General features: G+C 58.4%; 25 protein-coding genes. 10 read left to right on the top strand and 15 right to left on the bottom strand.

Annotated elements, in window-relative coordinates:
• Positions 1 to 31: 31 nt before the first annotated feature.
• From cobS to GFN93_RS03585, 3 genes are read right to left on the bottom strand one after another with little or no spacing between them, the layout of a single operon-like run.
• Positions 32 to 772 (bottom strand): adenosylcobinamide-GDP ribazoletransferase, encoded by a 741-nt coding sequence (gene cobS, locus GFN93_RS03595; RefSeq protein WP_328594205.1) that lies wholly within the window; start codon positions 770 to 772, stop codon positions 32 to 34.
• A gap of 18 nt (positions 773 to 790) precedes the next feature.
• Positions 791 to 1,324 carry a M23 family metallopeptidase gene (locus tag GFN93_RS03590; RefSeq protein WP_153499037.1) on the bottom strand — a complete coding sequence of 178 codons (534 nt, stop codon included), beginning with the start codon at positions 1,322 to 1,324 and terminating at the stop codon, positions 791 to 793.
• Complete coding sequence (locus GFN93_RS03585; protein ID WP_153499036.1) at positions 1,303 to 2,187, bottom strand: LysR family transcriptional regulator; 885 nt, start codon at positions 2,185 to 2,187, stop codon at positions 1,303 to 1,305. Before GFN93_RS03585 ends, GFN93_RS03590 begins: the two co-directional genes overlap by 22 nt.
• A gap of 188 nt (positions 2,188 to 2,375) precedes the next feature.
• Here GFN93_RS03585 and GFN93_RS03580 point away from each other — a divergent pair, with 188 nt between their 5' ends.
• Positions 2,376 to 3,152 (top strand): ferredoxin--NADP reductase, encoded by a 777-nt coding sequence (locus GFN93_RS03580; RefSeq protein WP_153499035.1) that lies wholly within the window; start codon positions 2,376 to 2,378, stop codon positions 3,150 to 3,152.
• A gap of 150 nt (positions 3,153 to 3,302) precedes the next feature.
• Here GFN93_RS03580 and GFN93_RS03575 read toward each other — a convergent pair whose 3' ends face one another.
• From GFN93_RS03575 to GFN93_RS03565, 3 genes are all read right to left on the bottom strand, one after another.
• Positions 3,303 to 3,497, bottom strand: a complete 195-nt coding sequence (locus GFN93_RS03575) for a YheV family putative metal-binding protein (RefSeq protein ID WP_153499034.1) — start codon at positions 3,495 to 3,497, stop codon at positions 3,303 to 3,305.
• A gap of 65 nt (positions 3,498 to 3,562) precedes the next feature.
• On the bottom strand, positions 3,563 to 5,599 hold the full coding sequence (gene prlC, locus GFN93_RS03570; RefSeq protein WP_153499033.1) for an oligopeptidase A: 2,037 nt from the start codon (positions 5,597 to 5,599) through the stop codon (positions 3,563 to 3,565).
• On the bottom strand, positions 5,574 to 5,756 hold the full coding sequence (locus tag GFN93_RS03565; protein WP_153499032.1) for a hypothetical protein: 183 nt from the start codon (positions 5,754 to 5,756) through the stop codon (positions 5,574 to 5,576). The genes prlC and GFN93_RS03565 overlap by 26 nt, the downstream gene beginning before the upstream one ends.
• A 43-nt stretch (positions 5,757 to 5,799) precedes the next feature.
• On the opposite strand from GFN93_RS03565, the gene GFN93_RS03560 reads away from it, so the two are divergent.
• A complete protein-coding gene (locus GFN93_RS03560; protein ID WP_153501803.1) occupies positions 5,800 to 6,342 on the top strand; it encodes a gamma carbonic anhydrase family protein in 543 nt (180 codons plus the stop codon).
• Positions 6,343 to 6,783: 441 nt separating this feature from the next.
• Here the strand turns inward: GFN93_RS03560 and GFN93_RS03555 are convergent, their stop codons facing one another.
• The 8 genes from GFN93_RS03555 to GFN93_RS03520 all read right to left on the bottom strand — a co-directional run bounded on the left by GFN93_RS03555 (position 6,784) and on the right by GFN93_RS03520 (position 13,430).
• The gene (locus GFN93_RS03555; RefSeq protein ID WP_153499031.1) at positions 6,784 to 7,782 is read right to left on the bottom strand and encodes a lipid A deacylase LpxR family protein; all 999 of its coding nucleotides are present in this window, start codon (positions 7,780 to 7,782) and stop codon (positions 6,784 to 6,786) included.
• 171 nt (positions 7,783 to 7,953) lie between these two features.
• Entirely contained in the window at positions 7,954 to 8,403 is a 450-nt protein-coding gene (locus GFN93_RS03550) for an ion channel (RefSeq protein ID WP_235901631.1), read from the bottom strand.
• A gap of 3 nt (positions 8,404 to 8,406) precedes the next feature.
• A complete protein-coding gene (gene aroE, locus GFN93_RS03545; protein ID WP_153499030.1) occupies positions 8,407 to 9,219 on the bottom strand; it encodes a shikimate dehydrogenase in 813 nt (270 codons plus the stop codon).
• The gene (gene hemF / locus GFN93_RS03540) at positions 9,216 to 10,124 is read right to left on the bottom strand and encodes an oxygen-dependent coproporphyrinogen oxidase (protein WP_153499029.1); all 909 of its coding nucleotides are present in this window, start codon (positions 10,122 to 10,124) and stop codon (positions 9,216 to 9,218) included. The genes aroE and hemF overlap by 4 nt, the downstream gene beginning before the upstream one ends.
• An 80-nt stretch (positions 10,125 to 10,204) precedes the next feature.
• Positions 10,205 to 10,753, bottom strand: a complete 549-nt coding sequence (locus GFN93_RS03535) for an L-threonylcarbamoyladenylate synthase (RefSeq protein ID WP_153499028.1) — start codon at positions 10,751 to 10,753, stop codon at positions 10,205 to 10,207.
• Positions 10,754 to 10,815: 62 nt separating this feature from the next.
• Positions 10,816 to 11,040, bottom strand: coding sequence for a hypothetical protein (locus tag GFN93_RS03530; RefSeq protein WP_153499027.1), 225 nt, complete (start codon positions 11,038 to 11,040; stop codon positions 10,816 to 10,818).
• 162 nt (positions 11,041 to 11,202) lie between these two features.
• Positions 11,203 to 12,276: a DNA-processing protein DprA gene (dprA, locus tag GFN93_RS03525; RefSeq protein ID WP_153499026.1), complete on the bottom strand. Its 1,074-nt coding sequence runs from the start codon at positions 12,274 to 12,276 to the stop codon at positions 11,203 to 11,205.
• A gap of 83 nt (positions 12,277 to 12,359) precedes the next feature.
• Positions 12,360 to 13,430, bottom strand: coding sequence for a LysM peptidoglycan-binding domain-containing protein (locus GFN93_RS03520; protein WP_235901630.1), 1,071 nt, complete (start codon positions 13,428 to 13,430; stop codon positions 12,360 to 12,362).
• A 147-nt stretch (positions 13,431 to 13,577) separates the two neighbouring features.
• On the opposite strand from GFN93_RS03520, the gene def reads away from it, so the two are divergent.
• The 6 genes from def to GFN93_RS03490 all read left to right on the top strand — a co-directional run bounded on the left by def (position 13,578) and on the right by GFN93_RS03490 (position 20,167).
• Entirely contained in the window at positions 13,578 to 14,084 is a 507-nt protein-coding gene (gene def, locus GFN93_RS03515; RefSeq protein WP_153499024.1) for a peptide deformylase, read from the top strand.
• A gap of 132 nt (positions 14,085 to 14,216) precedes the next feature.
• Positions 14,217 to 15,197, top strand: a complete 981-nt coding sequence (gene fmt, locus GFN93_RS03510) for a methionyl-tRNA formyltransferase (RefSeq protein WP_153499023.1) — start codon at positions 14,217 to 14,219, stop codon at positions 15,195 to 15,197.
• Positions 15,184 to 16,479 (top strand): 16S rRNA (cytosine(967)-C(5))-methyltransferase RsmB, encoded by a 1,296-nt coding sequence (rsmB, locus tag GFN93_RS03505; RefSeq protein WP_328594199.1) that lies wholly within the window; start codon positions 15,184 to 15,186, stop codon positions 16,477 to 16,479. Before fmt ends, rsmB begins: the two co-directional genes overlap by 14 nt.
• Before the next feature lie 8 nt (positions 16,480 to 16,487).
• Positions 16,488 to 17,864 carry a Trk system potassium transporter TrkA gene (trkA, locus tag GFN93_RS03500; RefSeq protein WP_153499021.1) on the top strand — a complete coding sequence of 459 codons (1,377 nt, stop codon included), beginning with the start codon at positions 16,488 to 16,490 and terminating at the stop codon, positions 17,862 to 17,864.
• Positions 17,865 to 17,961: 97 nt separating this feature from the next.
• Positions 17,962 to 19,413, top strand: coding sequence for a TrkH family potassium uptake protein (locus GFN93_RS03495; RefSeq protein ID WP_153499020.1), 1,452 nt, complete (start codon positions 17,962 to 17,964; stop codon positions 19,411 to 19,413).
• A 127-nt stretch (positions 19,414 to 19,540) separates the two neighbouring features.
• On the top strand, positions 19,541 to 20,167 hold the full coding sequence (locus tag GFN93_RS03490; protein WP_153499019.1) for a hypothetical protein: 627 nt from the start codon (positions 19,541 to 19,543) through the stop codon (positions 20,165 to 20,167).
• Positions 20,168 to 20,329: 162 nt separating this feature from the next.
• Here GFN93_RS03490 and GFN93_RS03485 read toward each other — a convergent pair whose 3' ends face one another.
• Positions 20,330 to 21,478, bottom strand: coding sequence for an alkane 1-monooxygenase (locus GFN93_RS03485; protein WP_153499018.1), 1,149 nt, complete (start codon positions 21,476 to 21,478; stop codon positions 20,330 to 20,332).
• A 146-nt stretch (positions 21,479 to 21,624) separates the two neighbouring features.
• On the opposite strand from GFN93_RS03485, the gene GFN93_RS03480 reads away from it, so the two are divergent.
• A complete protein-coding gene (locus GFN93_RS03480; RefSeq protein ID WP_153499017.1) occupies positions 21,625 to 22,290 on the top strand; it encodes a GntR family transcriptional regulator in 666 nt (221 codons plus the stop codon).
• A 267-nt stretch (positions 22,291 to 22,557) separates the two neighbouring features.
• Positions 22,558 to 23,022, top strand: coding sequence for a hypothetical protein (locus GFN93_RS03475; RefSeq protein WP_153499016.1), 465 nt, complete (start codon positions 22,558 to 22,560; stop codon positions 23,020 to 23,022).
• Positions 23,023 to 23,119: the final 97 nt, after the last annotated feature.

Raw genomic sequence — 23,119 nt, 5'->3', positions numbered from 1 at the left:
TTCTCGTGCCGAAGACAGAAGCGCCCGGCCTTCACACTGCCAGCAGCAATAGAAACAACAGCTCCGACAACACCACACTGGCTCCGAGGGCGTCACCGGTGTAACCCCCGAGACTTTTCTTCAACATAGCGCCCCAGACCAGGAATACCAGCACCACTGCTACCAGTGCCGCAATGACGACCTGAAAAACCAACGCAAGAATCACAATACCTGTCACGGCTGCCAGCAGGCGATCGCGACTGAATCCTTCTGCCACCGGCTTGCTCTTGCTGCCATCCGGATCCGTGACGTAGGGCAACCAACGCATCAGACACAGGGGCGTCAGCCGGCTCACTGCCGGCGCCAGTAGCAAGCCCAGCCACACCGACGGGAGCTCGGTGAGCAACGCCACCTTCAATAGCAGCACCATGATCAGTGCCGCCGCCCCATAGGTACCAATGCGGCTGTCCTTCATGATCTCCAGTCGACGAGCAACGGTATACCCGCCCCCGAGACCATCAGCACTGTCGGCCATGCCATCTTCATGGAAGGCGCCAGTGACCCACAGGTGAAAAGCCAGCACCAGCAGAACGCAAACCAACGGCGGCCACCACAGCTCCAGTACACTGTAAAAACCCGCGTAGAGGCCACCCAGCAGCAAACCCACCAGGGGAAAATAAACGCTGCACTGGTTCATCAATTGCGGGGAGTAATCCACCTTCACCAGCATGGGAATGCGGGTCAAAAATCCCAGCGCCAGCCAGAAGGCCTGCCATTCTCGTTGCAGGTTCACTGCGCTTCCTTTTCAACGTTACTGTTCATTCGATTCACGAAAGTGCCGCGTGGGATCCAGATAAAACATCTTCTTCCAGCCCTGGGGTTTACCGTCTACCTTCCACGGCAACGGCAAAAGGCTGACCAACGAATAATGCAGGTGCGGCGGCTTGCCTGCCGCGTTGCCGCTATCACCCACGGTACCCACCACGTCCCCCGCCCACAGCCAGAGACCACTGTCCGCCACCTCGTTGAGGTGGGCATAATAATGCAGCCGCCATTTCGGCCCCAGTGACAGCACCACCTTGCCACCGCGCGCCAGCTCACCCCTGAACAGCACCAGCCCGCCACTGCTGGCCACCACCGGCGTTCCCTTTTTTGCGAAAATATCCACGCCCTTGTGCACGCCCGAACGGCCCCATGGGTAATACCAGAACGTGTCCGGATGCCAGTCACCCTGACCGGCGCCCTGTACCGGTATGCCCCTTGCTTCCGGCAACACCAGCCCCACCGCCAGGATCACCGCCCCGACCAACAGCAACCAGCGCATCACAGTGCGGATTCGCGACATAACTCCAACCACCTCTCAATCCCCGGGCTGCGATACTTCTGTCGATGCAGCACAAAATAAAAGTCCCGACTCATATCCCTGTGTGGCACTGACAGCTCCACCAATGAACCCCGCCGGAAGGCCTCACGCAAACATACCCGTGACAGACAACTGATCCCCAGCCCCGCTTCCACTGCGCGCTTGATGGCCTCGGTATGCTCCAGCTCCAGCGCCAGATCCAGTTCCGGTACCAGTCCATGCAGCGCCCGCTCAAAGGTCTGACGTGTGCCTGAGCCGGACTCACGCACAATCCAGTGCGCCTCGCGCAGGTCATCATCCGTCAGCGTCCCCTTGCTGGCCAGTGGATGTTCCGGGCTGCAGAACACCACCAATTCATCCTCCCGCCAGGGCAGCACCTCCAGATCCGGATGGTTCAGCTCCCCTTCGATCAGCCCCAGATCCAGATCAAACGCCAGCACCCGCTCGACAATGCTGCGCGTGTTGGCCACTTCCAGGTGCACCCGGGCACCGGGCTGCTGGGCCATGTACTCTGCCATGATCCCCACCGCCAGATAGTTGCCGATGGTCAGGGTCGCGCCCACATTCAGTCGCCCCAGATCCCGACGGTCCTGCAGATCCGACTCCAGCTCCCGGGCCTGGGCCAGCAACGCTTCCGCCCGCGGCCAGAATTGTCGCCCCAGCTCGTTGAGCTTGAGTCGCTTGCCGGCCCGCTCGAAAAACTTCACGTCATAGAGCGTTTCCAACTCCTTGAGCGCCCCCGAAGCGGCGGACTGGCTCATGCTCAGGCTTTCTGCTGCCTTGCTGATGTTCTCGTGGTGAGCCGTGGCCAGGAATACCTGGAGCTGGCGCAGGGTGAATTTCATGGCTCCCTCCGGTCGGGCCTGATGCTGGACGCTTGACGCCTGACGATACAACCAGGCCGCACCGTCAGGTGTCAGGCGCACATATCGTTAATACCGATATACAATATCGCAATTACCCATTTTACCGATAATGGAGTTTCGATTAAATTTCCATCAACTGGAATTTTGGAATAAGCGCTGATTTAACTATGTCTAATTTGAATACTGAAACCGTCACTAGCGTTCGCCACTGGAACGACACCCTGTTCAGCTTCACGACTAGCCGGGACTCGGGTTTCCGTTTCAAGAATGGCCACTTCACCATGATTGGACTGGAGCAGGACAATGGTCGCCCATTGCTGCGCGCCTATTCCATTGCCAGTGCCAACTATGAAGAAGAGCTGGAGTTCTTCAGCATCAAGGTGCCTGATGGTCCGCTGACCTCCCAGCTGCAGAAGATCAAGCCCGGCGACAAGATCTATGTGAGCCGCAAGCCCACCGGCACCCTGGTGGCCGATCATCTGCTGCCAGGCAAGAACCTGTGGCTGCTCTCCACCGGCACCGGTCTCGCGCCGTTCATGAGCATCATCAAGGATCCGGAAGTCTACGATCAGTACGACCGTGTAATCCTGACCCACGGCGTACGCCATGTGTCCGAGTTGGCTTATCAGGACATCATCGAAAACGAACTGCCGAACAATGAATTCTTCGGTGAGTTTGTGAAAGGCAAGCTGCTGTACTACCCGACGGTGACCCGTGAGCCGTTCCGTAACCAGGGCCGCCTCACCGACCTGATGACCAGCGGCAAGATCTTCGACGATCTGGGCCTGCCCAAGCCGAGCCTGGAAAATGACCGCTTCATGCTCTGCGGCAGCCCGGCCATGCTCAAGGACACCACCGACATCCTCGACAGCTGGGGCTTCAAGGAAACCCGCGCCGGTGTGCTGGGTGAGTATGTGATCGAGCGGGCGTTTGTGGAAAAGTAGACGCTAGCACGCTTCACGCAACAGGCAACTCGCTTAAAGAAAAGGGCCGCTTTCGCGGCCCTTGTTTGTTGTTGCCAGCTGGTTGATGCCGGAGACCGGACGCGAAAACCGCTTGCAGGCAGCCCCCTCCCCATCATCACTGGCCATCTGCTATTTCTTCGGCGGCTGCAAACTCACCGGCTGCGCCAGGGCATCGATGGCCTCGGCGGGTTTCTCATCAAGATCTTTTTTGGCACCACAACCCACACACTCCATCCACTGGCGATCGCCGTCGATGATGCGCTGGATCTTGTCCATCTGCCCGCACTCAGGGCAAGTGGCGCCAGCAATAAATTGTCGTTTCATGCGCTCTCCGCACCTGACACTGGATGCCAGAGGACTCCCTCGTCAGGCATCCAGCATCTGGCGTTCTATCCATTAATTCCCGAATGACGCAGCAAGGGTTCCACACTGGGTTCACGACCACGGAAGGCCTTGAACAGATCCATGGGCTCGCGGCTGCCGCCCATGGCCAGGATGGCGCTGCGGAATTCACGGCCGGTGGACTCGTTGAACTCGCCCTCTTCCTCAAACCGGGAGAACGCATCGGAGGACAACACTTCCGCCCACTTGTAGCTGTAGTACCCCGCCGCATAACCACCCGCAAAGATATGCCCGAAGCTGTTGGGGAAACGGTTGAACGCTGGAGGCTGAATCACTGACACCTGTTCGCGCACTTCATCCAGCACCTCCTGAATGCTCAAACCATCCTGATACTCGGCGTGGATACGCATATCGAACAGGGAGAACTCAATCTGCCGAACCATCTGCATGGCACTCTGGAAGTTCTTCGCTGCCAGCATTTTTTCCAGCTTGTCTTTCGGCAGCGGCTCACCGGTTTCATAGTGACTGGAAATCAGGGCAATGCCTTCCTCGGTCCAGCACCAGTTTTCCAGGAACTGACTGGGCAGCTCTACCGCATCCCAGGCCACGCCGTTAATGCCGGAAATACCGGACACATCCTGCTCGGTGAGCATGTGATGCAGGCCATGACCAAACTCGTGGAACAACGTCACCACTTCATCATGGGTCAGCAGGCCCGGCTTGCCTCCCGCGGGCGGCGCAAAGTTACAGGTCAGGTAAGCCACCGGCGTCTGCAGACTGCCATCCGGACGACGGCGACGAATGCGCGCGTCATCCATCCAGGCACCACCTCGCTTGCCGGTACGGGCATACATGTCCAGATAGAAGGCGGCCCGGACAGAGCCGTCGTCATCCACCAACTCGTAGAAGCGCACATCGTCGTGCCAGGTATCCACGTCTTCGCGTTGTTCGAATTTGATCCCGAACAGCTTGCCGACAATGCCAAACATGCCATTGATCACGGTGTCCGCCGGGAACCACGGGCGCAGCTCTTCTTCGGAGATACTGTAGCGCTCCTCACGCAGGCGCTCGCTCCAGAAACCGATATCCCAGGGCTGCAGATCCTCGGCACCCTGCTCGGCAGCGAACGCTTTCAGCTCCGCCAGCTCCTGCTCTGCCTGGGGCTTGGCCCGTTTGGCCAGATCCTCCAGAAACACCGTGACTTCCTGCACATCCCGCGCCATCTTGGTCGCCAGGGACTTCTCTCCATAGTTGGCGAAACCCAGCAGGCCCGCCTGCTTGTGACGCAAGGCAAGGATTTCATCCATCAGCGCCGCATTATCAAACTCACCGGCATTGGGCCCCTGGTCGGAGGCCTTGGTGGTCCAGGCGATGTACATTTCCTTGCGCAGTGCCGCATTCTTGCAGTGGCTCATGACGGCGATGAACACCGGCGCATCCAGAGTCAGCACCCAGCCATCCTTGCCATCGGCGGCAGCACGATCCGAGGCGCCAGCCTTGGCACTCTCCGGCAGCCCATCCAACTCGGCCTCATCGGTCACCTGTTTGGTCCAGGCCTGGGTGGCGTCCAGCACGTTGTCAGAGAACTTGCTGGTGAGTTCGGACAAACGCTTGGAGTTGGCCATGTACTCGGCTTTCTTGTCGTCCGGCAAGTCGACACCGGAGAGACGGAAATCACGCAGGGTATTCTCAATGTCTTTCTGCTGAGCTTCGCTCAGGGAATCCCACTCGCTACTGTCGCGTAGGGACTGGTAGGCGGCGCACAGCGCTGCATTCTGACCCACCTCGGTACCGTATTCGCTCAGTAACGGCAGACAGCTGTTATAGGCATTACGCAGGGCTTCATCCTGGGCGACTGCATTCAGGTGTCCGGCCGGACCAAAAGCCTTGCCGAGACGATCATCTTCCTCATCCAGTGCCTGCACCAGATGGACATAATCGAAATTGCCTGCCGCCAATACCGCCTGGATGCGCGCACGGCCATCGGCCACCAGTTGCTCCACCGCCGGCAATACATGCTCGGGCTTGATGGCGGAGAACGGGGGAAGATCGGGGTAATCAATCAGCGGATTGTTGTTGCTCATGCGGAGTCGGTCCTGCTTCTGTGGGCGCCACTGGCAAACGATGACGGGCAGTGTCATCCGGTTGCAGCAGCGTCTGGAAAATCAGCCACTTGCTCAGCAGAAAAACGCCAAGCAAGATCATCACTATCAACAGTATACGGGTGGGTGGCTTGTTCATGCGCCTCCCTGACCATGAATTTAATCTATCGAGTGTATCAGTGATGGGGATTCGCCGCTTTGAAGACAAGGCCCCGCAGTTGGGCGAGAGAGTATTTGTGGACCGGGACGCCACCGTGCTGGGGGAGGTGACCCTGGGGGACGACTGCTCCGTGTGGCCCAAGGCCGTCATCCGCGGCGACATGCATCATATCCGTATTGGCGCCCGGGTCAGCATTCAGGACAACGCGGTGCTGCACATTACCCATGACTCCCGTTTTAACCCCGGTGGCTATGGTCTTGAGATCGGCGACGACGTGACCATCGCCCACCAGGCCATGCTTCATGGCTGCACACTGGGCAGCCGGGTGATGGTCGGCATGCAAGCCATCATCATGGATGGTGCCGTGGTAGAAGACGACGTGATTGTCGCCGCCGGGTCGCTGGTGGGTCCCGGAAAACGTCTGGAAAGTGGTTATCTTTACCGCGGTCAACCGGCCAAGCAGGCTCGTCCACTGACAGATGAAGAAAAAGCATTCCTGACCTACGTGGCCGGAAATTATGTGCGGTTGAAAGATCGCTATATGGCGGATGGGGAGCATACCTAGGAGTACCAACCGCTGCCCCCTGCAGGGGGCCATGACAAACCCGGGCGCGAGTTGCGAGTTGCGAAGATCAACGTCCAAAACGGCTCTATCCTGCGGGGGTTTGGTTCTCGAAACTCGGTACTTGAGACTCGCTTCTGGAATCCTTACCTCGCTGAGGCTCGTATCGCGGTCGAACGACCGTTATTCGCTACGCTCACCCTTCGGGCCAGCCTGCGGCTGTTATCTCCGTTGCACTCCGGTTCCTACAGCGGCTTCGTAGAAATGCAGAACCTCGGGAACTTTCCGGCCTTCCCTAATCCAATCAAGCGTAGCTTGTAGCTTGTAGCTTGTAGCTTGTAGCTTGTAGCTTGTAGCTTGTAGCTTGTAGCTTGTAGCTTGTAGCTTGTAGCTTGTAGCTCGTAGCTCGTAGCTCGTAGCTCGTAGCTCGTAGCTCGTAGCTATTCATATTTTCCACATGAACGACATATTGCCAAAGCTGAGAATATCGTCGTTGTTACGCAGTGGCGACTGCGAACCTTGCAGCGTCAACGTGAACGAAAAATTGTCCAGATGCAGGCCACTGCCCACGACGAGTCCCAGCGTACCATCTCGGCTTTCAAGATCGTAAAGGTCCGTTTTTTCTTCCAGATAGAAATAACCGATGTATTGCGCTGTGGCACCCAGAAAGAACTCCCAGCCCAACCCTCTCTGCTCGAACAAGCCAACCTGGGAGCTTGAGGTACCGACACCAGCGTAATCAGGCGTGAAGTTTTCCGGCAGATTTTTACCGAAGCGCACAAAGCTGCTGATGCCGGCGGTACCGAGAAAGTTGTTGGCATCCAGCATGGCACTGTAGCCCATGTCGGTCTGCAAGCCGTTCGCATGATCATGGCGAAACAATCGATTGGCAAACACGGCAATCACCCCACCAATCACATCCGGCCCCAACTGGTTATCCCAACCTTTGGGCTCTTCTGATCCGGTGATCTTGTGAATGACTTTCTGGCTTTGCTCAGCACCGGAGTCAGGGCCGGTGGTACCGATGCGAATGCCATAACCCAGCAGGTGCTGCGCATTCCAGCTGAACATACCCAGCTCGATATTGCTGTAACCCACGTACGGAACATCGCTGTAGTCTGGCGCACTACGGGTAATATCGGACGGCGTCACCATGGTCTGTTCCAGACCAACGGCCAGGGCATGCTTCTGCCCTTCAAGTCGGATACCCGGTAATGGATTGATCACCCGAGCCAACCCGCAAGTGAGACCGCGATCCTGTTCACCCGCGCACTGCTCATGGGCATTGCCCACCCAACTGAACCGCACACCATTGGTGTAGCGCCCGTCCTCTCCGACAAACAGGTCGTTATCCCAGGCAAAGCCGAGAGTGGAGGCAAGGGAAAAACCGGGTACGCAAGCAAGCAGCAGCGCTGCGAAAAAAACACGAAAGAACTTCAGCATTGGACAATCCTTTAGCAAACAGCGGTTGTCCCCCGAAAACCGGCTACAAGCTACAAGCCGCAACGCGAAATGATGCCTCTGTACCTGCAACGTTATCCCCGCGCACAACACCATAAGCGCGGGCTGAAAAGTTGAAGAACACAAACACTTCGCCCGTGTTGAAGCTTGCAGCTAAAACCGCCAGCGTCGCTGCATCACCAGAAATGCAAACGACGCGGACCAGGTAATCAAAATCAATCCGTTGAGTGCTTCTACCCCGGCAATCAATCGCAGGGTGCCCATGGGAAACAGGTCGCCCAGCCCCAATGAGGTATAACAGGCCGCAGAAAAGTAAAGGTGGTCCAGGAAGCTGCCATCGACAGCGCCGCCGATATTCATGGCGGTATCGCTATTGTCGAGCATCAGGTACACCCAGCCATACAGGGTAATTTCGACCATATGGGCAGCAAACATGGCGATCACCACAATCAGGATCTCGCCACGAAAACGTTGCTTCCAGCGCTTGAGCAATTCTGACAGGCCGAACAGGGTCCAGTAGTGAAGCGTCACAGTGACCAGCACCATGCCCAGGCTCACCAACGAGGCATAGATGACCTCATACAAGACCGTGTCGTTTTCCATGGATTATCTCAACATGGCCATGACCGGCGCCGTGTCGGGTCGCCAACCGCGCCAGATCTCAAATGCTTCGGCGGCCTGCTCCACCAGCATGCCCAGGCCATCGGAGATCGCCGCTGCACCCTGCTGCTCAGCCCAGCGCATAAATGGGGTTGGTTCTTTGCCATACACCATGTCATAAACCACCGCGCCTTCCGCCAGCAGGCCGTCCGGCAACGCCGGCATCTCGCCGTGCAAACCAGCGGAAATCGCATTGATCACCACATCGAACTGCCCGGCCAGGCCCTCAAGCCCGCTACCCAGCACCGGTGGATTGGTGCCATCCATAAAACGGCGCGCCAGCACCTGCGCCTTTTCGGCTGTGCGATTGGCAACGCGCACCAGGGTCGGCTTTTCCGCCAGCAGCGGCCCCATGACGCCACGCACGGCACCGCCTGCGCCCAGCATCAGCACTCGTTTACCCTGAATCTGCCAACCCAGGTTATCGCGGATGTCTTTCACCATGCCTGCACCATCGGTGTTATCACCGTTTAGCTGGTCACCTTCCCACCACAGGGTATTCACTGCCCCGGCCAGGTTGGCCCGCTCAGTGACCGCAGCGCAGAGCTCGAACGCCTGTTCCTTGAAGGGCACGGTCACGTTGGCACCCAGGCCTCCGTCATCACGAAACCCCTGCAGGGCAGAGGCAAAACCATCCAGCGGCGCTTCGCGTTTTTCGTAGCGAACATCATCGTCTTTCTGTTTCGCAAAGGCGTGATGAATATCCGGCGAACGCGAATGGGCCACCGGATTGCCAAACACACAATACAAGGCGCTCATACCCACTCCCGCTTGATCAAAAACTTGTCATACAGCTCGCTTTCCGGGCTGCCCGGTTCGGGGTGCCAGTCATAATCCCAACGCACCAGGGGTGGCAGTGACATGAGGATGGACTCGGTACGCCCTCCGGACTGCAAACCGAAGATCGTGCCGCGATCGTAGACCAGATTGAATTCCACATAGCGGCCACGGCGATACAGCTGAAAATCACGCTCACGTTCGCCGTACTCGTGATCCTTGCGGCGCGCCATGATCGGCCGGTAAGCCTCGATATAGGCATCACCGATACTGCGCATCAGCGCAAAGCTGGTGTCAAAATCGAAACGGTTCAGGTCATCAAAAAAAAGGCCGCCGACACCGCGGGGTTCATCGCGATGCTTGAGATGAAAGTAGTCATCGCACCAGTGTTTGAATTCCGGATAGATTTCAGCGCCAAAGGGGTCACAGGCCGCCTTGGCCGTCTGGTGCCAGCCCACCACATCTTCTTCAAAACCATAGTAGGGGGTCAGGTCGAACCCACCACCGAACCACCACACCGGCTCTTCGCCTTCCTTTTCCGCAACGAAAAAACGCACATTGGCATGACTGGTTGGCACATAGGGATTCCTGGGATGAATCACCAGGGACACCCCCATGGCCTGGAAACTGCGTCCGGCCAGTTCGGGGCGAGCCGCCGTTGCGGAAGGCGGCAACTGGGCGCCAAACACGTGGGAAAAATTCACCCCGCCTTTCTCGATCACCGCACCGTTTTCCAGTACCCGGCTGCGGCCACCGCCCCCCTGCTCCCGTTCCCAGCTGTCTTCACGGAAGCTGGCGCTGCCATCTTCGGCAGCCAGTTGCTCACAGATGCGATCCTGCAGGCCCAGCAGATACTCTTTTACGGCCTGCAGCGAAACGTCTGACATGGTTCTCTCCCCGGGGAATACTTTATACCGGGCATCATGCACCCGGCCGACTTACCCTCCGTGCGAAGGGAAGCCTGTCATCAGGCGCGCAAGGTGCGCCCGCTTTCAAGATCAATAATGGTAGAGGGTTTGCTGGCGCGGTCACAGGCTCCCGTCACGATAAAGTCCAGCCGATCTCCCAGCTGGCGAGCTACCTGATAGCAGTTGCGGGCAGAAGGCCGACCAGAAAGGTTGGCGCTGGTGGAAATGATCGGGTGGCCGACCAACCGGCACAGCTCCCTGGCCAGCGGGTGATCCGGCACCCGGATCGCCACCTTGGGATGACTGCCCCGCACCCAGGAAGGCACTGCCTCGGTGATGGGCACCAGATACGTGAGCGGAGCCGGCCAACCGGCCGCAAGCTGTTGCTGCTGCGCATCAGTCAGCTGCACATAGGGCAGCAGTTGCTCCAGATCAGCACCGATCAGGATCAGGCCTTTTTCCACTGGGCGCTGCTTGATCGCCAGCAACCGCAGCACCGCCTCTTTATTAAACGGATCGCAACCCAACCCATAAACGGACTCGGTAGGATAGGCCACCACACCACCGGCCTGGATGATTTCTGCTGCGGATTGAAGATGCTGTTTCATGAAGGCTGCCCGGCACCAAAACGCGCAACATACCCTGCCTTTCAGCGGCCCACAAGAGCCTCCTACCAAGGCTGGGCGGGCGGCGCCACGCGCCTGGCCAGTAGCCGGATATGGCCCTGATCATCGGTCTGCTGCTCACATTCCACCCGGTCTCCCGGACCAAAACGCAACGCCGGCGCGTTTTCAGGCACAGAGGTGATGCGATACACATTGCCCCGCAGTGAGACCGCATCCACTGGATACCAGCGGGCGGGGTCATCCCGGTACGGAATCAGGATCTCAAACATGCTGACAGCCCTCCCCGGCATGGCCGGTTGGCAAGTCATACTTCCATGGTAGGCGCTTGGTTAGTCAGAGTGAAACAGCACCTTGCCTGTTACCTTATTGGCCACCTTCGCGCACACTGCACTTTTGCTTTCAGCCACCAGCTTCAGGTTTCGGGCGCCCGTTCACGACGCCCTTGAGGTATGGCTGCGCTTCAGATAGCCACCGGCCACCCGCTCTACCCAGCCTTCCATTTCCAGGTCAGCCAACTGGCCAGCCAGCTCATTCATGGGCAGGCCAGTGCGGGTCTGCAGCATATCGAGGGAATTGATACCACTGGTGAGGTGCTGTAGGAGCGCGGGTCGCCCGCCATCGCTGGCCAGATCATAGCCTTCTACCGCCCGGCGGAAGTCGCCAAAGGCATCAAAGATATCCTCCATGGACTCCAGCCAGGTAGCGCCATCGCGCAACAAATGATGGCAGCCCTTGCTGAGCGGATTGTGAATGCTGCCCGGGATGGCAAACACTTCGCGCCCCTGCGACAGCGCCGTGCGTGCAGTGATCAGCGAGCCGCTGCGAATCGCCGCCTCCACCACAATGGTGCCGAGGCTCAAGCCACTGATAATGCGATTGCGTTGGGGAAACTGGGACGGTAACGGCGGCGAGCCGGGGGCGAACTCGGACACCACCGCCCCACCTTCATCCGCAATCTGGTTCGCCAAAGACGCATTGCGTGGCGGGTAGAGTCGGTCCGGGCCGCTGCCGAGCACGGCCACGGTACGGCCGGTGGCCAGCGCGCCACGATGAGCCGCCGCATCCACCCCCAATGCCAGTCCACTGGTCACCACAAATCCCGCCGCCGCCAGCTGGCGTGCAAAACGGCGACTGTTATCCAGTCCGTCGGCGGAGGCATTGCGGGCGCCGACAATGGCCAGGGAGGGTTCGCTGAGCACCCGAACATCACCGCGCACCGCCAGGACACCAGGCGGGTCAGCGATTTTCGAGAGCAATTCCGGGTAATCCTTGTCGCCCAGTGCGATCCAGCGCCAGCCCTGCTCGCGCAACTGTTCATAGTGGGCAGTGAGATTACCGGTATTGTCCAGCAACCGGGCACGGTCTTTCAGGCCCGGCGGTAGCAGGGGCAGAAAATGCGAGACCGGGGCCGTGTTGATCCGGAGCTGTTGCAGGGCGCGGCCCAGGGCCGCTGACGAAGGAGAAAACAACGCCTGCAACAGCAGGCGTTTGAATTGTCCGTCCATCGCCCACCTCCTTGTGTGCGTTGACGGTTAATGGGGCGCCGAAGCACCGGCGGTGAGCGCTACCGCAAATTCCTGTCGAGAAATCAGTAGCTGCCCGCCGGACTCTTGGCGATGTCATTCATATAAATAGGCCGGGTGGACTCCATAATCAAGCCATAACTGACCTTGTCGAAGACCCGGAACACAACCAGGGAACCCGTTTTTTCCGCTGGCAGGGCCACATTGTCACCCAGCTGACGGTCACGGACCACTTCCCCCTTGCCGAAGATATCCAGCACGTTGCCTTCTTTCAGGCCGTCGCGAATACCCTTGTTCAACACCACCACATCATTGCGGGCCACGCTGTTGAGGCGGTCGAAGAAACGAATCACCTGGGCTTCGATCTTGGTTTCCGGCGCACTGGGGTACAACACCGCGCGGACACGACGATCTTCGGTGGAGAAGATGCGGTCATCGATACGGATGTCTTCGGTGGAATCGGTGAGACGCATGCTGACGATCTCGCCTTCGTGGTTGGATACCCGAGCCAGACCCACCTGACGAGCTTCATAGCCCAGCACTTCGTTGGTTTCCGGATCTACATACTGTTCGCCAGTACGGTAAACGCCGTAGCCCTGCTCCAGCTCTTCCCACTGGGTACGGTTATCGCGGGCATAGATGGTGTCGCCTTCGCCAAAGACCACACGGCGGTCACGGCCACCGACCACATAGGGCGCTTCCTTGATTTCCTGACGAGTGACTACCAGACCTTCCTTCAGGTAGGCCGCAATGGCACTGGCGGGAATCATGGGGATGGCTTCGTCGTTGGCGATTTCACGGACCCGCGGGGTCAGCTTCACCACGCCATTGGACATGACGGTTTCCTGCACGCCCCGTTTAACGGTCAGGCGTGGCTCCCCACCCACATAGGAAAGACGAATCTCGTCCCCCGGATAGATCAGGTGCGGATTACCAATTTCTTCATTGATCTGCCAGATTTCTGGCCATTGCCACGGCTCTTCCAGAAAACGGGAACTGATATCCCACAGGGTGTCGCCATTCTTGACATAATACTTGCCGGGATGCCCATCTTTGAGCATCACTGCAGCGGAGGCCAAGCCTGTCACTGACAGCAGCAGCCCGACGGTAAAGGCGCGCTGGACCGATTTCATCATCATCGGATTCCTTTTATCATTATTGGTCTCATCCCCTAAAGAGGCCGTGCGACGCCGAGGCAGACACGGTTTCTTTTGGATATTAGCAATGCGATCATATATTTAGCAACCGAATTTCGAGTTCTACTGCAACTTCTGAGAAGGTACATGGCCAAACTGGAAATACTGGAATTCCCTGACCCCCGACTGCGAACCGTAGCAAAGCCGGTGGAAAAGGTGGATGACGAGCTTCGCAAACTCATCGATGACATGTTCGAAACTATGTACGACGCCCCCGGCATCGGCCTGGCTGCCACCCAGGTAAACGTTCATCTTCGGCTGATCGTCATGGACCTGTCCGAGGAAAAGAACGAGCCCCGGGTATTCATCAACCCGGAGATCACCCCCCTCACCCAGGAACTGGCCCCCTATGAAGAGGGCTGCCTGTCGGTGCCCGGCTTCTATGAGAAAGTGAAGCGTCCGGCACGGGTGAAGATCAAGGCGCTCGACCGGGACGGCAATGAGTTCGAGGAAGAGGCTGACGAGCTCCTCGCCACCTGTATCCAGCACGAGATCGATCATCTCGAAGGCAAGCTGTTCGTGGACTACGTCTCCCGCCTCAAACGCGACCGGATCAAGAAGAAGCTGGAGAAGGTGCACCGGCTGCAGGGCTGACAGCACCTGTCGAGTTTCGAGTTTCGAGTTTCGAAGAGCAAGCCCCGGAAACACACTCCGAACAAGGTTTTCGCTTATCGCAACTCGTCACTCGCTTCGCCCCACCTACTGAAATTACCCAGAGGCTGTTCATTGAAACCCTTACGTCTCGCCTTCGCCGGCACCCCGGATTTTGCTGCAGCCAGCCTGCAGGCCGTGCTCGACAGTGACCACGAGGTGGTTACGGTGCTGACTCAGCCCGACCGCGCGGCCGGTCGTGGCAAGAAAGTGCAGAAGAGCCCGGTCAAGCTACTGGCCGAAAGCCACGCGATTCCGGTGCTCCAGCCGGAAAACCTGAAGGGCGAGGAGATCCGCCAGCAACTGCGTGACCTCAATCTGGATGTGCTGGTGGTCGTAGCCTACGGGTTGATCATTCCCCAGGCTGTGCTCGATATTCCGCGTCTGGGCTGCCTTAACGTGCATGGCTCCCTGCTGCCCCGCTGGCGGGGTGCCGCCCCGATTCAGCGTGCCATTACCATGGGCGACACCGAAACCGGCAACACCATCATGCAGATGGAAGCCGGGCTGGACACCGGCCCCATGCTGCTCAGTGAAGCCCTGCCCATCGGCGACGCAGAGACCGGCGGCGAGCTGCACGACCGTCTGGCCGCCCAGGGAGCGCGCCTGCTGGTGACGGTACTGAACGACCTTGAAACCTATCTGGCCAATGCCACAGTGCAGCCGGAAGACGGCGTCACCTATGCCCACAAGCTGAGTAAGGCCGAGGCGAGACTGGACTTCCGTCTGCCCACCCGCGCCCTCTACAACCGTATCCGGGCCTTCAATCCATTCCCGGTGACCTGGGTGCCACTCAACGGCCAGCCCATGCGCATCTGGCAGGCCAGCGAAAGCCCACTGCCCGGCAAGGATGATGACGAACCCGGACAGATCCTCAAGGTGGATGACAGTGGCATTCAGGTTGCCACCGGCGACGGCATTCTGGTTCTGAAGGAACTGCAGCTGCCCGGCAAGCGGCGCATGGCCGTGGCCGATCTGCTGCGCGGCAACCCTGACCTGTTCAAGGTGGGCGAGCCCCTGGGTGACGCACTGGATATGCATAGTGGCGACGCCTGATCCGCGCCTGAGCGCGGTGCGCGTCCTGGACCGTGTCCTTCCCGGGAAGGGTGACGGGGAAAGCCTGCGCGAAGTGTTGCGCGACTTTCCCTTGCAGGGCAGCGACGGTGGCCTGATGCGCGACATCAGCTTTGGCGTCTGCCGCCACCTGCGCCCCCTCAACCACTGGCTGAACCAGCAGCTGTCCAAACCGCTCAAGGCCAGTGCCCAGCCAGTGCGACTGGCGCTGCTCGCTGGTCTCTATGAATTGTGGTTCAGCGATCGCCCGGCCCATGCCATCGTCAACGCTTACCCGCAACTGTGCCGCAAACTGAAAGCCCCCTGGGCTGCCGGCCTGAGCAATGCGGTGTTGCGCAAGGCCAGCCAGCTAAGCGTGCAAGACGCGCTACAGGACGCTACCCCCAATATTCAGCTGAGCCTGCCCGACTGGCTGTACAAGCGTTGGCGCGAAGACTGGCCGGAACAAGCCGACGCCATGGCCCGCGCCAATCTGCATACCCCGCCCTTTACCCTGCGGGTAAACCGCCAGCAACAACAACGCGCCGGCGCCATCGCCGCCCTCGGCGACGGTGCCCGCCCCGGCGCGCTGTCGCCGTGGAGCATTTATGTTTCACCGGCGCGCCCCGTATTCCAGTTACCCGGTTTCGAGCAAGGCGCGCTCTCGGTGCAGGATGAAGCCGCCCAGCTGCCCGGCGAGCTGCTGCAGGCGCCGTCTCAGGGACGCATTCTGGATGCCTGCGCCGCCCCCGGCGGCAAGACCGGCCAGCTGCGCGAAAAATTTCCCGATGCGGACCTGGTCGCGCTGGAGCTGGAACCTCGCCGTCTCACTCGCATTGAAGAAAATCTCGCACGCCTGGGGGCTACCGCCACCCTGCTGCAAGGGGACGCCAGCCAGCCCGACAGCTGGTGGAATGGAACCCCCTTTGACGCCATCCTGCTGGATGCTCCCTGCTCCGCCACCGGCATCCTGCGCCGTCAGCCGGACGTGAAATGGCATCGCAAGGCGTCGGACATTCCTGCACTGGTTGATTTACAAGCGCGCATGCTGGATGCACTATGGCCGCTGCTCAAACCCGGCGGCATGCTGGTGTATGCCACCTGCTCGGTACTGCGCGACGAAAATGATCACCAGATCAGTGCGTTTTTGCAGCGTCAGCCACAGGCACGGGATGTGACGCCACGTCCGAATGAGGCCACAATGGTCGATGCGGGATGGCAGTTGTTTCCGCAGCAAGACGGACCGGATGGTTTCTATCTGGCTTGCCTGCGCAAGGGGGCTTAGCGTAACCCATGAAGATCATTATTCTCGGTGCCGGTCAGGTGGGGGGAACCCTCGCAGAAAACCTGGCCAACGAGCGTAACGACATCACCGTCATCGATACCGATGCGGAACGTTTACGCGAGCTGGGCGACCGGCTGGATATCGGCACCGTGCGTGGCATGGGCTGCTACCCCAATGTGCTCAAGGAAGCCGGTGCCGAAGACGCCGACATGCTCATCGCGGTGACCAACTCCGATGAGGTGAACATGGTCGCCTGCCAGGTGGCCTACTCCCTGTTCCGCACCCCTTCCAAGATCGCCCGGATCAGGACCGCGCACTACACCAGCCGGTCGGACAAACTGTTCAACGAAAGCGCCCTGCCGATTGATGTGATCATCAGTCCCGAGCAAGTGGTGACCGACTACATCCGTCGCCTGATCGAACACCCCGGCGCCCTGCAGGTAGTGAACTTTGCCGGTGGCCGGGTGCAGCTGGTGGCGGTACGCGCCTACTACGGCGGCCCCCTGGTGGGCAACGAGCTGCGAGAACTGCGCAAGCACATGCCCAATGTGGACACCCGGGTAGCGGCTATTTTCCGTCGTGGCCGGCCGATCATTCCGGAAGGCAACACGGTGATTGAAGCGGACGATGAAGTGTTCTTCATTGCCGCCAAGAATGATATCCGTGCGGTGATGAGTGAACTGCGCCGCCTGGAACACAACTACAAACGCATTCTGATCGCCGGGGGCGGCAACATCGGCTACCGGCTGGCCAAGACCATCCAGCACCGCTACAACGTGAAGGTGCTGGAGCGTAACCCGGAGCGGGCCGACTGGCTGGGCGAAAAACTGGCCCAGACCGTGGTATTGCAAGGCCTCGCCACCGACCGCGATGAACTGCTCAAGTCCAACATCGAAAACACCGATGTCTTCTGCGCCCTGACCAACGATGACGAAGCCAACATCATGGCCTCACTGCTGGCCAAGCGCCTTGGCGCGCGTAAGGTGATGACCCTGATCTCCAATCCCGCCTACGTGGATCTGGTACAAGGTCACGACATCGACATCGCCATCTCGCCCCAGCAGTCCACCATCGGTAGCCTGCTCAGTCATGTGCGTCGCGGCGATGTGGTGAATGTGTACTCCCTGCGCCGTGGTGCGGCGGAAGCCATCGAGGCGATTGCCCATGGCGACGCCAGGTCATCCAAGGTGGTTGGACGAGCCATCGAGGATATTGATCTGCCCGAAGGCACCACCATTGGCGCCATCGTGCGCGGCGAGAAAGTACTGATTGCCCACGACGATGTGGTCATCGAACCAGACGACCATGTCATCCTGTTCCTGATCGACAAACGCCGCACCCGGGACGTGGAAAAATTATTCCAGGTCGGCTTTACCTTCTTCTGATGAAAACGCTGACACGCAACATGCAACACGCAACACGCTGGCCCCAGAGGTTACAGCGTGATGCGTGGTGCGGGCCAGCCTGCCAGCGGGTATCGCCATGCATTTTGCGCTGATCTCGAAAATTCTTGGCCTGCTGCTGGTGGTGTTCAGTTTCACCATGATGCCGCCGGTAGCCGTGTCCTACTGGTATCAGGAAGGCGGGGAAGCTCCGTTTCTGATTTCCTTTGTGTTGTCTCTGACTCTGGGCCTGGCCCTGTGGCTGCCGTTCTTTCGCAACAAGGCTGAACTGCAAACCCGCGATGGCTTCCTGGTAGTTACCCTGTTCTGGTCGGTTCTGGGAGTGATCGGCGCCCTGCCGCTGATTCTCAGTGATGATGTGCCCGTTGGATTCACCGATGCCGTGTTCGAATCCGTTTCCGGGCTGACCACCACCGGCGCCACAGTCCTGTCCGGCCTGGATTTCATGCCGAAATCCATCCTCTATTACCGACAGCAACTACAGTGGCTCGGCGGCATGGGCGTGGTCGTTCTGGCCGTCGCCATTCTGCCCATGCTCGGTATTGGGGGCATGCAGCTGTACAAGGCCGAAATTCCCGGCCCCATGAAAGACGCCAAACTCACCCCGCGAATTGCCGAAACCGCCAAGGCGCTCTGGTACATCTACCTGTTTATCACCATTGCCTGTGCCGCCCTGTTCTGGGCCGCCGGCATGAGCGCCTTTGATGCGATCTGTCACAGCTTCAGCACCGTCGCCACCGGTGGCTTCTCCACCCATGATGCGTCCATGGCCTACTGGGACAACCCCTGGATCGACTGGACTGCCACCACGTTTATCCTCATTGGCGGTATCAACTTTGCCCTGCACTTTGCCATGTGGCGTGGCCGCTCATTATTGGTGTTTCTTCGCGATCCGGAATTCCGCTTCTTTATCACCCTGTTCCTGATCTATACCAGCATCATCACCGCCGGATTGCTGTTCTTCCATTATGACTTCAACTTCGCCGATGCACTGCGGCACTCGGCGTTTCAGGTCGCGTCCTTCAGCACCGGCACCGGGCTGACCAGTACCAATGCCGCCGCTTTCCCCGGCTTTATCCCATTCCTGCTGGTGTTCACCAGCTTTATCGGTGGCTGCGCGGGTTCCACCGGGGGCGGCATGAAAGCGGTGCGCGCAGCCCTGATCTTCCACCACAGCGTGCGCGAACTGCGCCGACTGATTTATCCCAACGGCGTTTTCGCCCTGCGCTTTGGGCGCCAGTCCATCCCGGACCGGGTACTGCAGGCCGTATGGGGCTTTGTCGGGGTGTATATCACCATCTCGGTCATCTTTACCCTGCTGTTCACCATGACCGGTATGGACCTGACCACCGCAGTCAGCGCCGTGGCGGCCAGCCTGAACAATCTCGGTGTCGGGATTGGCGAAGTGGGCTCAGGGTTTGCCAACATCACCGACAGCGCCAAATGGATGATGACCGTGCTGATGGTCGCCGGCCGACTGGAAATTTTCACCCTGCTGGTACTGTTTACACCCATGTTCTGGCGACAATGAAAAGACAGTTAATAGTGAATAATTAATCGTTAACCGTTGCGCGGGGTTGGCCATACCAGCTAATCGCCGTGCCCGCGCCAACCTGCAACAACCCAAACCCTCTTCTCATCTCTCACAAGGAAAAGTGATGTCTTTGCTTGCTCAATTATTACTGCAGTTGCCCGCCTTTTTAATCGCGTTAACCGGTTTTGTGCTGGCGGGTATTTTCATGGGGAGGGCGCGGACATCGGCGATCCTGGTGATTATCGCCAGTATTCTGACCCTGCTGCAGAGCGGGTTCACCGTGTTCAATCATGTCGTGATGCTCGAACTGGTAATGAATGGAGAGCTGGACAGTGACACCTACAGCATCATTGGCAGCGCCATTTTCACCCTTTTCTATATCGCCATTAGCGTCCTGTTGCTGGCCGCCGCCTTCGCTGGCCGCAATCCGCAACCGGAGATACACGTGCACACCCAAGGCTCAACGGCCTTTGACGCGCCAGCCACCCCTCTGCACCCCCACCGCGGCGCCTTGATCCTGACCCTCGGCTTGCTGGGCCTGTTGATGTTTGCTCCTCTGGGCATCGCAGCGTGGATCATGGGCAACAAGGATCTCGCGGCCATGCGTGAGGGAACGATGGACAAGCAAGGTGAGGGCCAGACCCTGGCCGGGAAGGTGCTGGGCATCCTGGCAACGGCACTGATGATCTTTGCCATCATTGTCTTCTTTGCCACCATTGCCATCCTCACCAGCAACTACCGAGGCTTCTAATCACAGGATAGACACGCATACCCGGTTTTACCTTCCGAGTGTTACGTGATGCGTGTAGCGTTTTGCAGCCGCAGCGCGGCATAAAAAAGCCCCGGCAATGCCGAGGCTTTTTTGTTTTCGCTATTAATTATTAACTATTCATTATTCATTATTCACTGCCCTTCAAGCGATATTGTTCACTCGCTTGCCTTCACGGAACAGCTGATCCATTTCACCCTCGTAGTAGGCTTCTACACGCGGGTTCATGACCTTCTTCCACAGCGGCGGAATCATGGCCAGTACAAACATGGTGGCGTAACCGGCCGGCAACTGCGGGCTTTCTTCATAGTGACGCAGCACCTGGTAGCGACGCTTGGCGTAGGCGTGATGATCACTGTGACGCTGCAGCTGGAACAGAGCCAGGTTAGTCAGCAGGAAATTGGAATTCCAGCTATGGGCAGGGGTTACCCGCTCGAAACGGCCTTTCTCATTCACGCGACGGTGCAGACCGTAGTGCTCAATGTAGTTGATGATTTCCAGCGCCAGTGCCGCAAAGAAGCTCTGCCCCAGGAAGAACAGCACGCCTTCCCAGCCCCAGATCAGACCAAAGGTCACCGCGAACAGCGCAGAAATGCTGTACCACCAGATCAGCTCGTTGTAGATGCTGATGTTCTTCTTGCCCTTGCGCTCCAGATACTGCTTTTCCAGCGCCCAGGCATTCTTGAAGTTGCGCACGAAAGCCTTCGGCAGGAAATCATACAGGCTCTGGTTATAGCGGCTGGAAGAAGCATCTTCCGGTGTAGAGACATGCACATGGTGACCACGAACGTGCTCCACCTTGAAACCGGCATAGGTGACGGTAGACAGCAGCAACCCGCCCATCCAGTTTTCCAGCTTGGGATCCTTGTGGATCAGCTCATGGCCCAGGTTAATAGCGATGATACCGCCCACGGTACCGATGGACACGATCCAGCCAATCTTGCCCAGCAGGCCGTAATCATTGCTCACAAACACATGGCCGGCGTAGAACAGCACGGCAATCCAGACACAGCCCATGGCGATGGCTGAGACCCGGTAGAAAATCTCTTCACTCATGGTCGGAACCTGAACGGCTTCATCGGGATTGCTCGGGTCTTTTCCTACCAGAAAATCCAGCACGGGAATAATCCCGAAAATGAAGACATACATGAACCACGCCCAGTAATCCTGAGTGCCACTCTCGACACCCACGTAGGCAGAAAACGGCACCAGCGGAACCATCAATGCCCAGAAGGTCAGGTAGCCGTATTTTTTCATTTTTAGCATTAGATCAGCATTCATGTTCTCGAACATGGCCTTGTCCTCGCTTTGCTCAAGCTCAAAGTAACAGTCAACGATGGCAAGGTTATGCCTCATTTCTTGAATTGTCAAACAACTCAAGAAATGAAATACTGCCCCCATGACGTCATAATGGCGCCGCCGATTCACAGGAAGTTGTCATGTCGTTGCAAGCCGTCAGCCTGAGCGAACAGATCGCTCGCCACCTGGGTGAACGCATCATCACCGGAACCCTGGCTCCAGGTGCAAAACTGCCCGAGAGCGAGCTGGCCAAAGAGATTGATGTAAGTACCAACTCACTCCGTGAGGCCTTCAGGCTGCTGGAAAAGCAGCACCTGATCGAGCTTCAGCCGCGCCGGGGCGCACGGGTCTGTGAGGTCACCGAGACCCAGGTGAAGGATCTTTACGAGTATCTTTTTCTGCTGTTGTCCCAGCTGGCGGAACGGGCTGCTGCGAGCTGGCAACCCGGCCAGATTGAAGATCTGGTGGCCATGCTGCCTCAGCTGGAGCAGCATTTTCATAACAACGACATGCCTGCCGCTCATCAGTTGGCCTTCCGTTTCGTGGAGATTGCCACTGCCCGGTTCTCGGCCAACCGCTATCTGGAAGCCGACATCCTCAACCTGATACCGCTGCTTAAACGCTATTCGTTTATCGCCCTGCAGGAAGACACCACCGAGTTCGATGTCTCTCTGCAGATCTTCAAGCGCCTGCTGGTCAATATCGTTGGCCGCAAGCAGCAGGATGCAGGGGAAGATATTCGTGAATATGGGGAAAATCAGTGCCAGATCGTGCTGCGCGCCATCGCCAAGCGGAGCGCGGCATAGATCAGTTAATAGTTAACAATGAATAGAGGCCCTGCCAGCGGCAATGCCGTGCCCGCGCCGACGTTAACGCCCTTTTTCTCTATGCCCCCCTTAGTAGCGGTGGTTCCACTGCGAAAGATCCTTTGTCCGCAGCGACACCTTCGCGTGAAAGCACGATCCCACAGTGACGCTCCTGACGGTGCTATTTCTGTCCCCCATATGGGGGATGCGCCATTACCTTTCTCTGCGCCAGACTCGTTCCTGACAACACCAACTGGGGAAAGACCAATGAAAGCTCCACGTCTTTTGATTGCCTCACTACTGACCGCCAGCCTGGCACCAGCTACCGCCCTGGCGGTGGGCCCGGGCTCGGGCAGCGACAGCAAATACAATGTTCGTATCGGCAACTGCAACGCCAGCAGCGTTGAGGTCCGTTACCGTCTCGACAGCTTGATGGGGGAACCGGTTGTGGGCGGTTCCTGGCGCTGGAATGGTGACAGCAACTGCGATGCGCCCAGCAGCACCGTGATCTGGCTGAAGGTCCAGAGCGGATCCAGCCACGGCTATGTTCGCCTTGATCCTGCCGTGCCGGATGCCAACCAGGGCTTTGGTTACAATGTTTCAGGCTCACCGGACTGGGATGAAGTCGCGTGTGGTTACAGGGGCACACAGCGCAACGGCTGTATGGATCCAGGTTCGGCAAAACAACTATGGAAGAGCGGCCGAGTCACCGGGTTCGAGATCGCCTGGTAACGGGCAAGAAACGGCGGATACGGGCTCTTGCCCATTTCCGCCTGCGAGGTAACGGTGGTCCGAAACATGAAGAGGAACACCACATTGATCTCAGTAA

Source organism: Alcanivorax sediminis (assembly GCF_009601165.1).
GTDB classification, from domain to species: Bacteria; Pseudomonadota; Gammaproteobacteria; order Pseudomonadales; family Alcanivoracaceae; genus Alcanivorax; species Alcanivorax sediminis.
Note: the sequence above shows the minus strand (reverse complement) of the source record. Positions and strands in the feature narration are given on the sequence as shown.

Bases quoted from the DNA above. Each gene is read 5' to 3' on its own strand.
- GFN93_RS03590 (WP_153499037.1), bottom strand. From the start codon at position 1,324: ATGTCGCGAATCCGCACTGTGATGCGCTGGTTGCTGTTGGTCGGGGCG.
- GFN93_RS03585 (WP_153499036.1), bottom strand. From the start codon at position 2,187: ATGAAATTCACCCTGCGCCAGCTCCAGGTATTCCTGGCCACGGCTCAC.
- GFN93_RS03580 (WP_153499035.1), top strand. From the start codon at position 2,376: ATGTCTAATTTGAATACTGAAACCGTCACTAGCGTTCGCCACTGGAAC.
- GFN93_RS03575 (WP_153499034.1), bottom strand. From the start codon at position 3,497: ATGAAACGACAATTTATTGCTGGCGCCACTTGCCCTGAGTGCGGGCAG.
- prlC (WP_153499033.1), bottom strand. From the start codon at position 5,599: ATGAGCAACAACAATCCGCTGATTGATTACCCCGATCTTCCCCCGTTC.
- GFN93_RS03565 (WP_153499032.1), bottom strand. From the start codon at position 5,756: ATGAACAAGCCACCCACCCGTATACTGTTGATAGTGATGATCTTGCTT.
- GFN93_RS03560 (WP_153501803.1), top strand. From the start codon at position 5,800: ATGGGGATTCGCCGCTTTGAAGACAAGGCCCCGCAGTTGGGCGAGAGA.
- GFN93_RS03555 (WP_153499031.1), bottom strand. From the start codon at position 7,782: ATGCTGAAGTTCTTTCGTGTTTTTTTCGCAGCGCTGCTGCTTGCTTGC.
- GFN93_RS03550 (WP_235901631.1), bottom strand. From the start codon at position 8,403: ATGGAAAACGACACGGTCTTGTATGAGGTCATCTATGCCTCGTTGGTG.
- aroE (WP_153499030.1), bottom strand. From the start codon at position 9,219: ATGAGCGCCTTGTATTGTGTGTTTGGCAATCCGGTGGCCCATTCGCGT.
- hemF (WP_153499029.1), bottom strand. From the start codon at position 10,124: ATGTCAGACGTTTCGCTGCAGGCCGTAAAAGAGTATCTGCTGGGCCTG.
- GFN93_RS03535 (WP_153499028.1), bottom strand. From the start codon at position 10,753: ATGAAACAGCATCTTCAATCCGCAGCAGAAATCATCCAGGCCGGTGGT.
- GFN93_RS03530 (WP_153499027.1), bottom strand. From the start codon at position 11,040: ATGTTTGAGATCCTGATTCCGTACCGGGATGACCCCGCCCGCTGGTAT.
- dprA (WP_153499026.1), bottom strand. From the start codon at position 12,276: ATGGACGGACAATTCAAACGCCTGCTGTTGCAGGCGTTGTTTTCTCCT.
- GFN93_RS03520 (WP_235901630.1), bottom strand. From the start codon at position 13,430: ATGATGAAATCGGTCCAGCGCGCCTTTACCGTCGGGCTGCTGCTGTCA.
- def (WP_153499024.1), top strand. From the start codon at position 13,578: ATGGCCAAACTGGAAATACTGGAATTCCCTGACCCCCGACTGCGAACC.
- trkA (WP_153499021.1), top strand. From the start codon at position 16,488: ATGAAGATCATTATTCTCGGTGCCGGTCAGGTGGGGGGAACCCTCGCA.
- GFN93_RS03495 (WP_153499020.1), top strand. From the start codon at position 17,962: ATGCATTTTGCGCTGATCTCGAAAATTCTTGGCCTGCTGCTGGTGGTG.
- GFN93_RS03490 (WP_153499019.1), top strand. From the start codon at position 19,541: ATGTCTTTGCTTGCTCAATTATTACTGCAGTTGCCCGCCTTTTTAATC.
- GFN93_RS03485 (WP_153499018.1), bottom strand. From the start codon at position 21,478: ATGTTCGAGAACATGAATGCTGATCTAATGCTAAAAATGAAAAAATAC.
- GFN93_RS03480 (WP_153499017.1), top strand. From the start codon at position 21,625: ATGTCGTTGCAAGCCGTCAGCCTGAGCGAACAGATCGCTCGCCACCTG.
- GFN93_RS03475 (WP_153499016.1), top strand. From the start codon at position 22,558: ATGAAAGCTCCACGTCTTTTGATTGCCTCACTACTGACCGCCAGCCTG.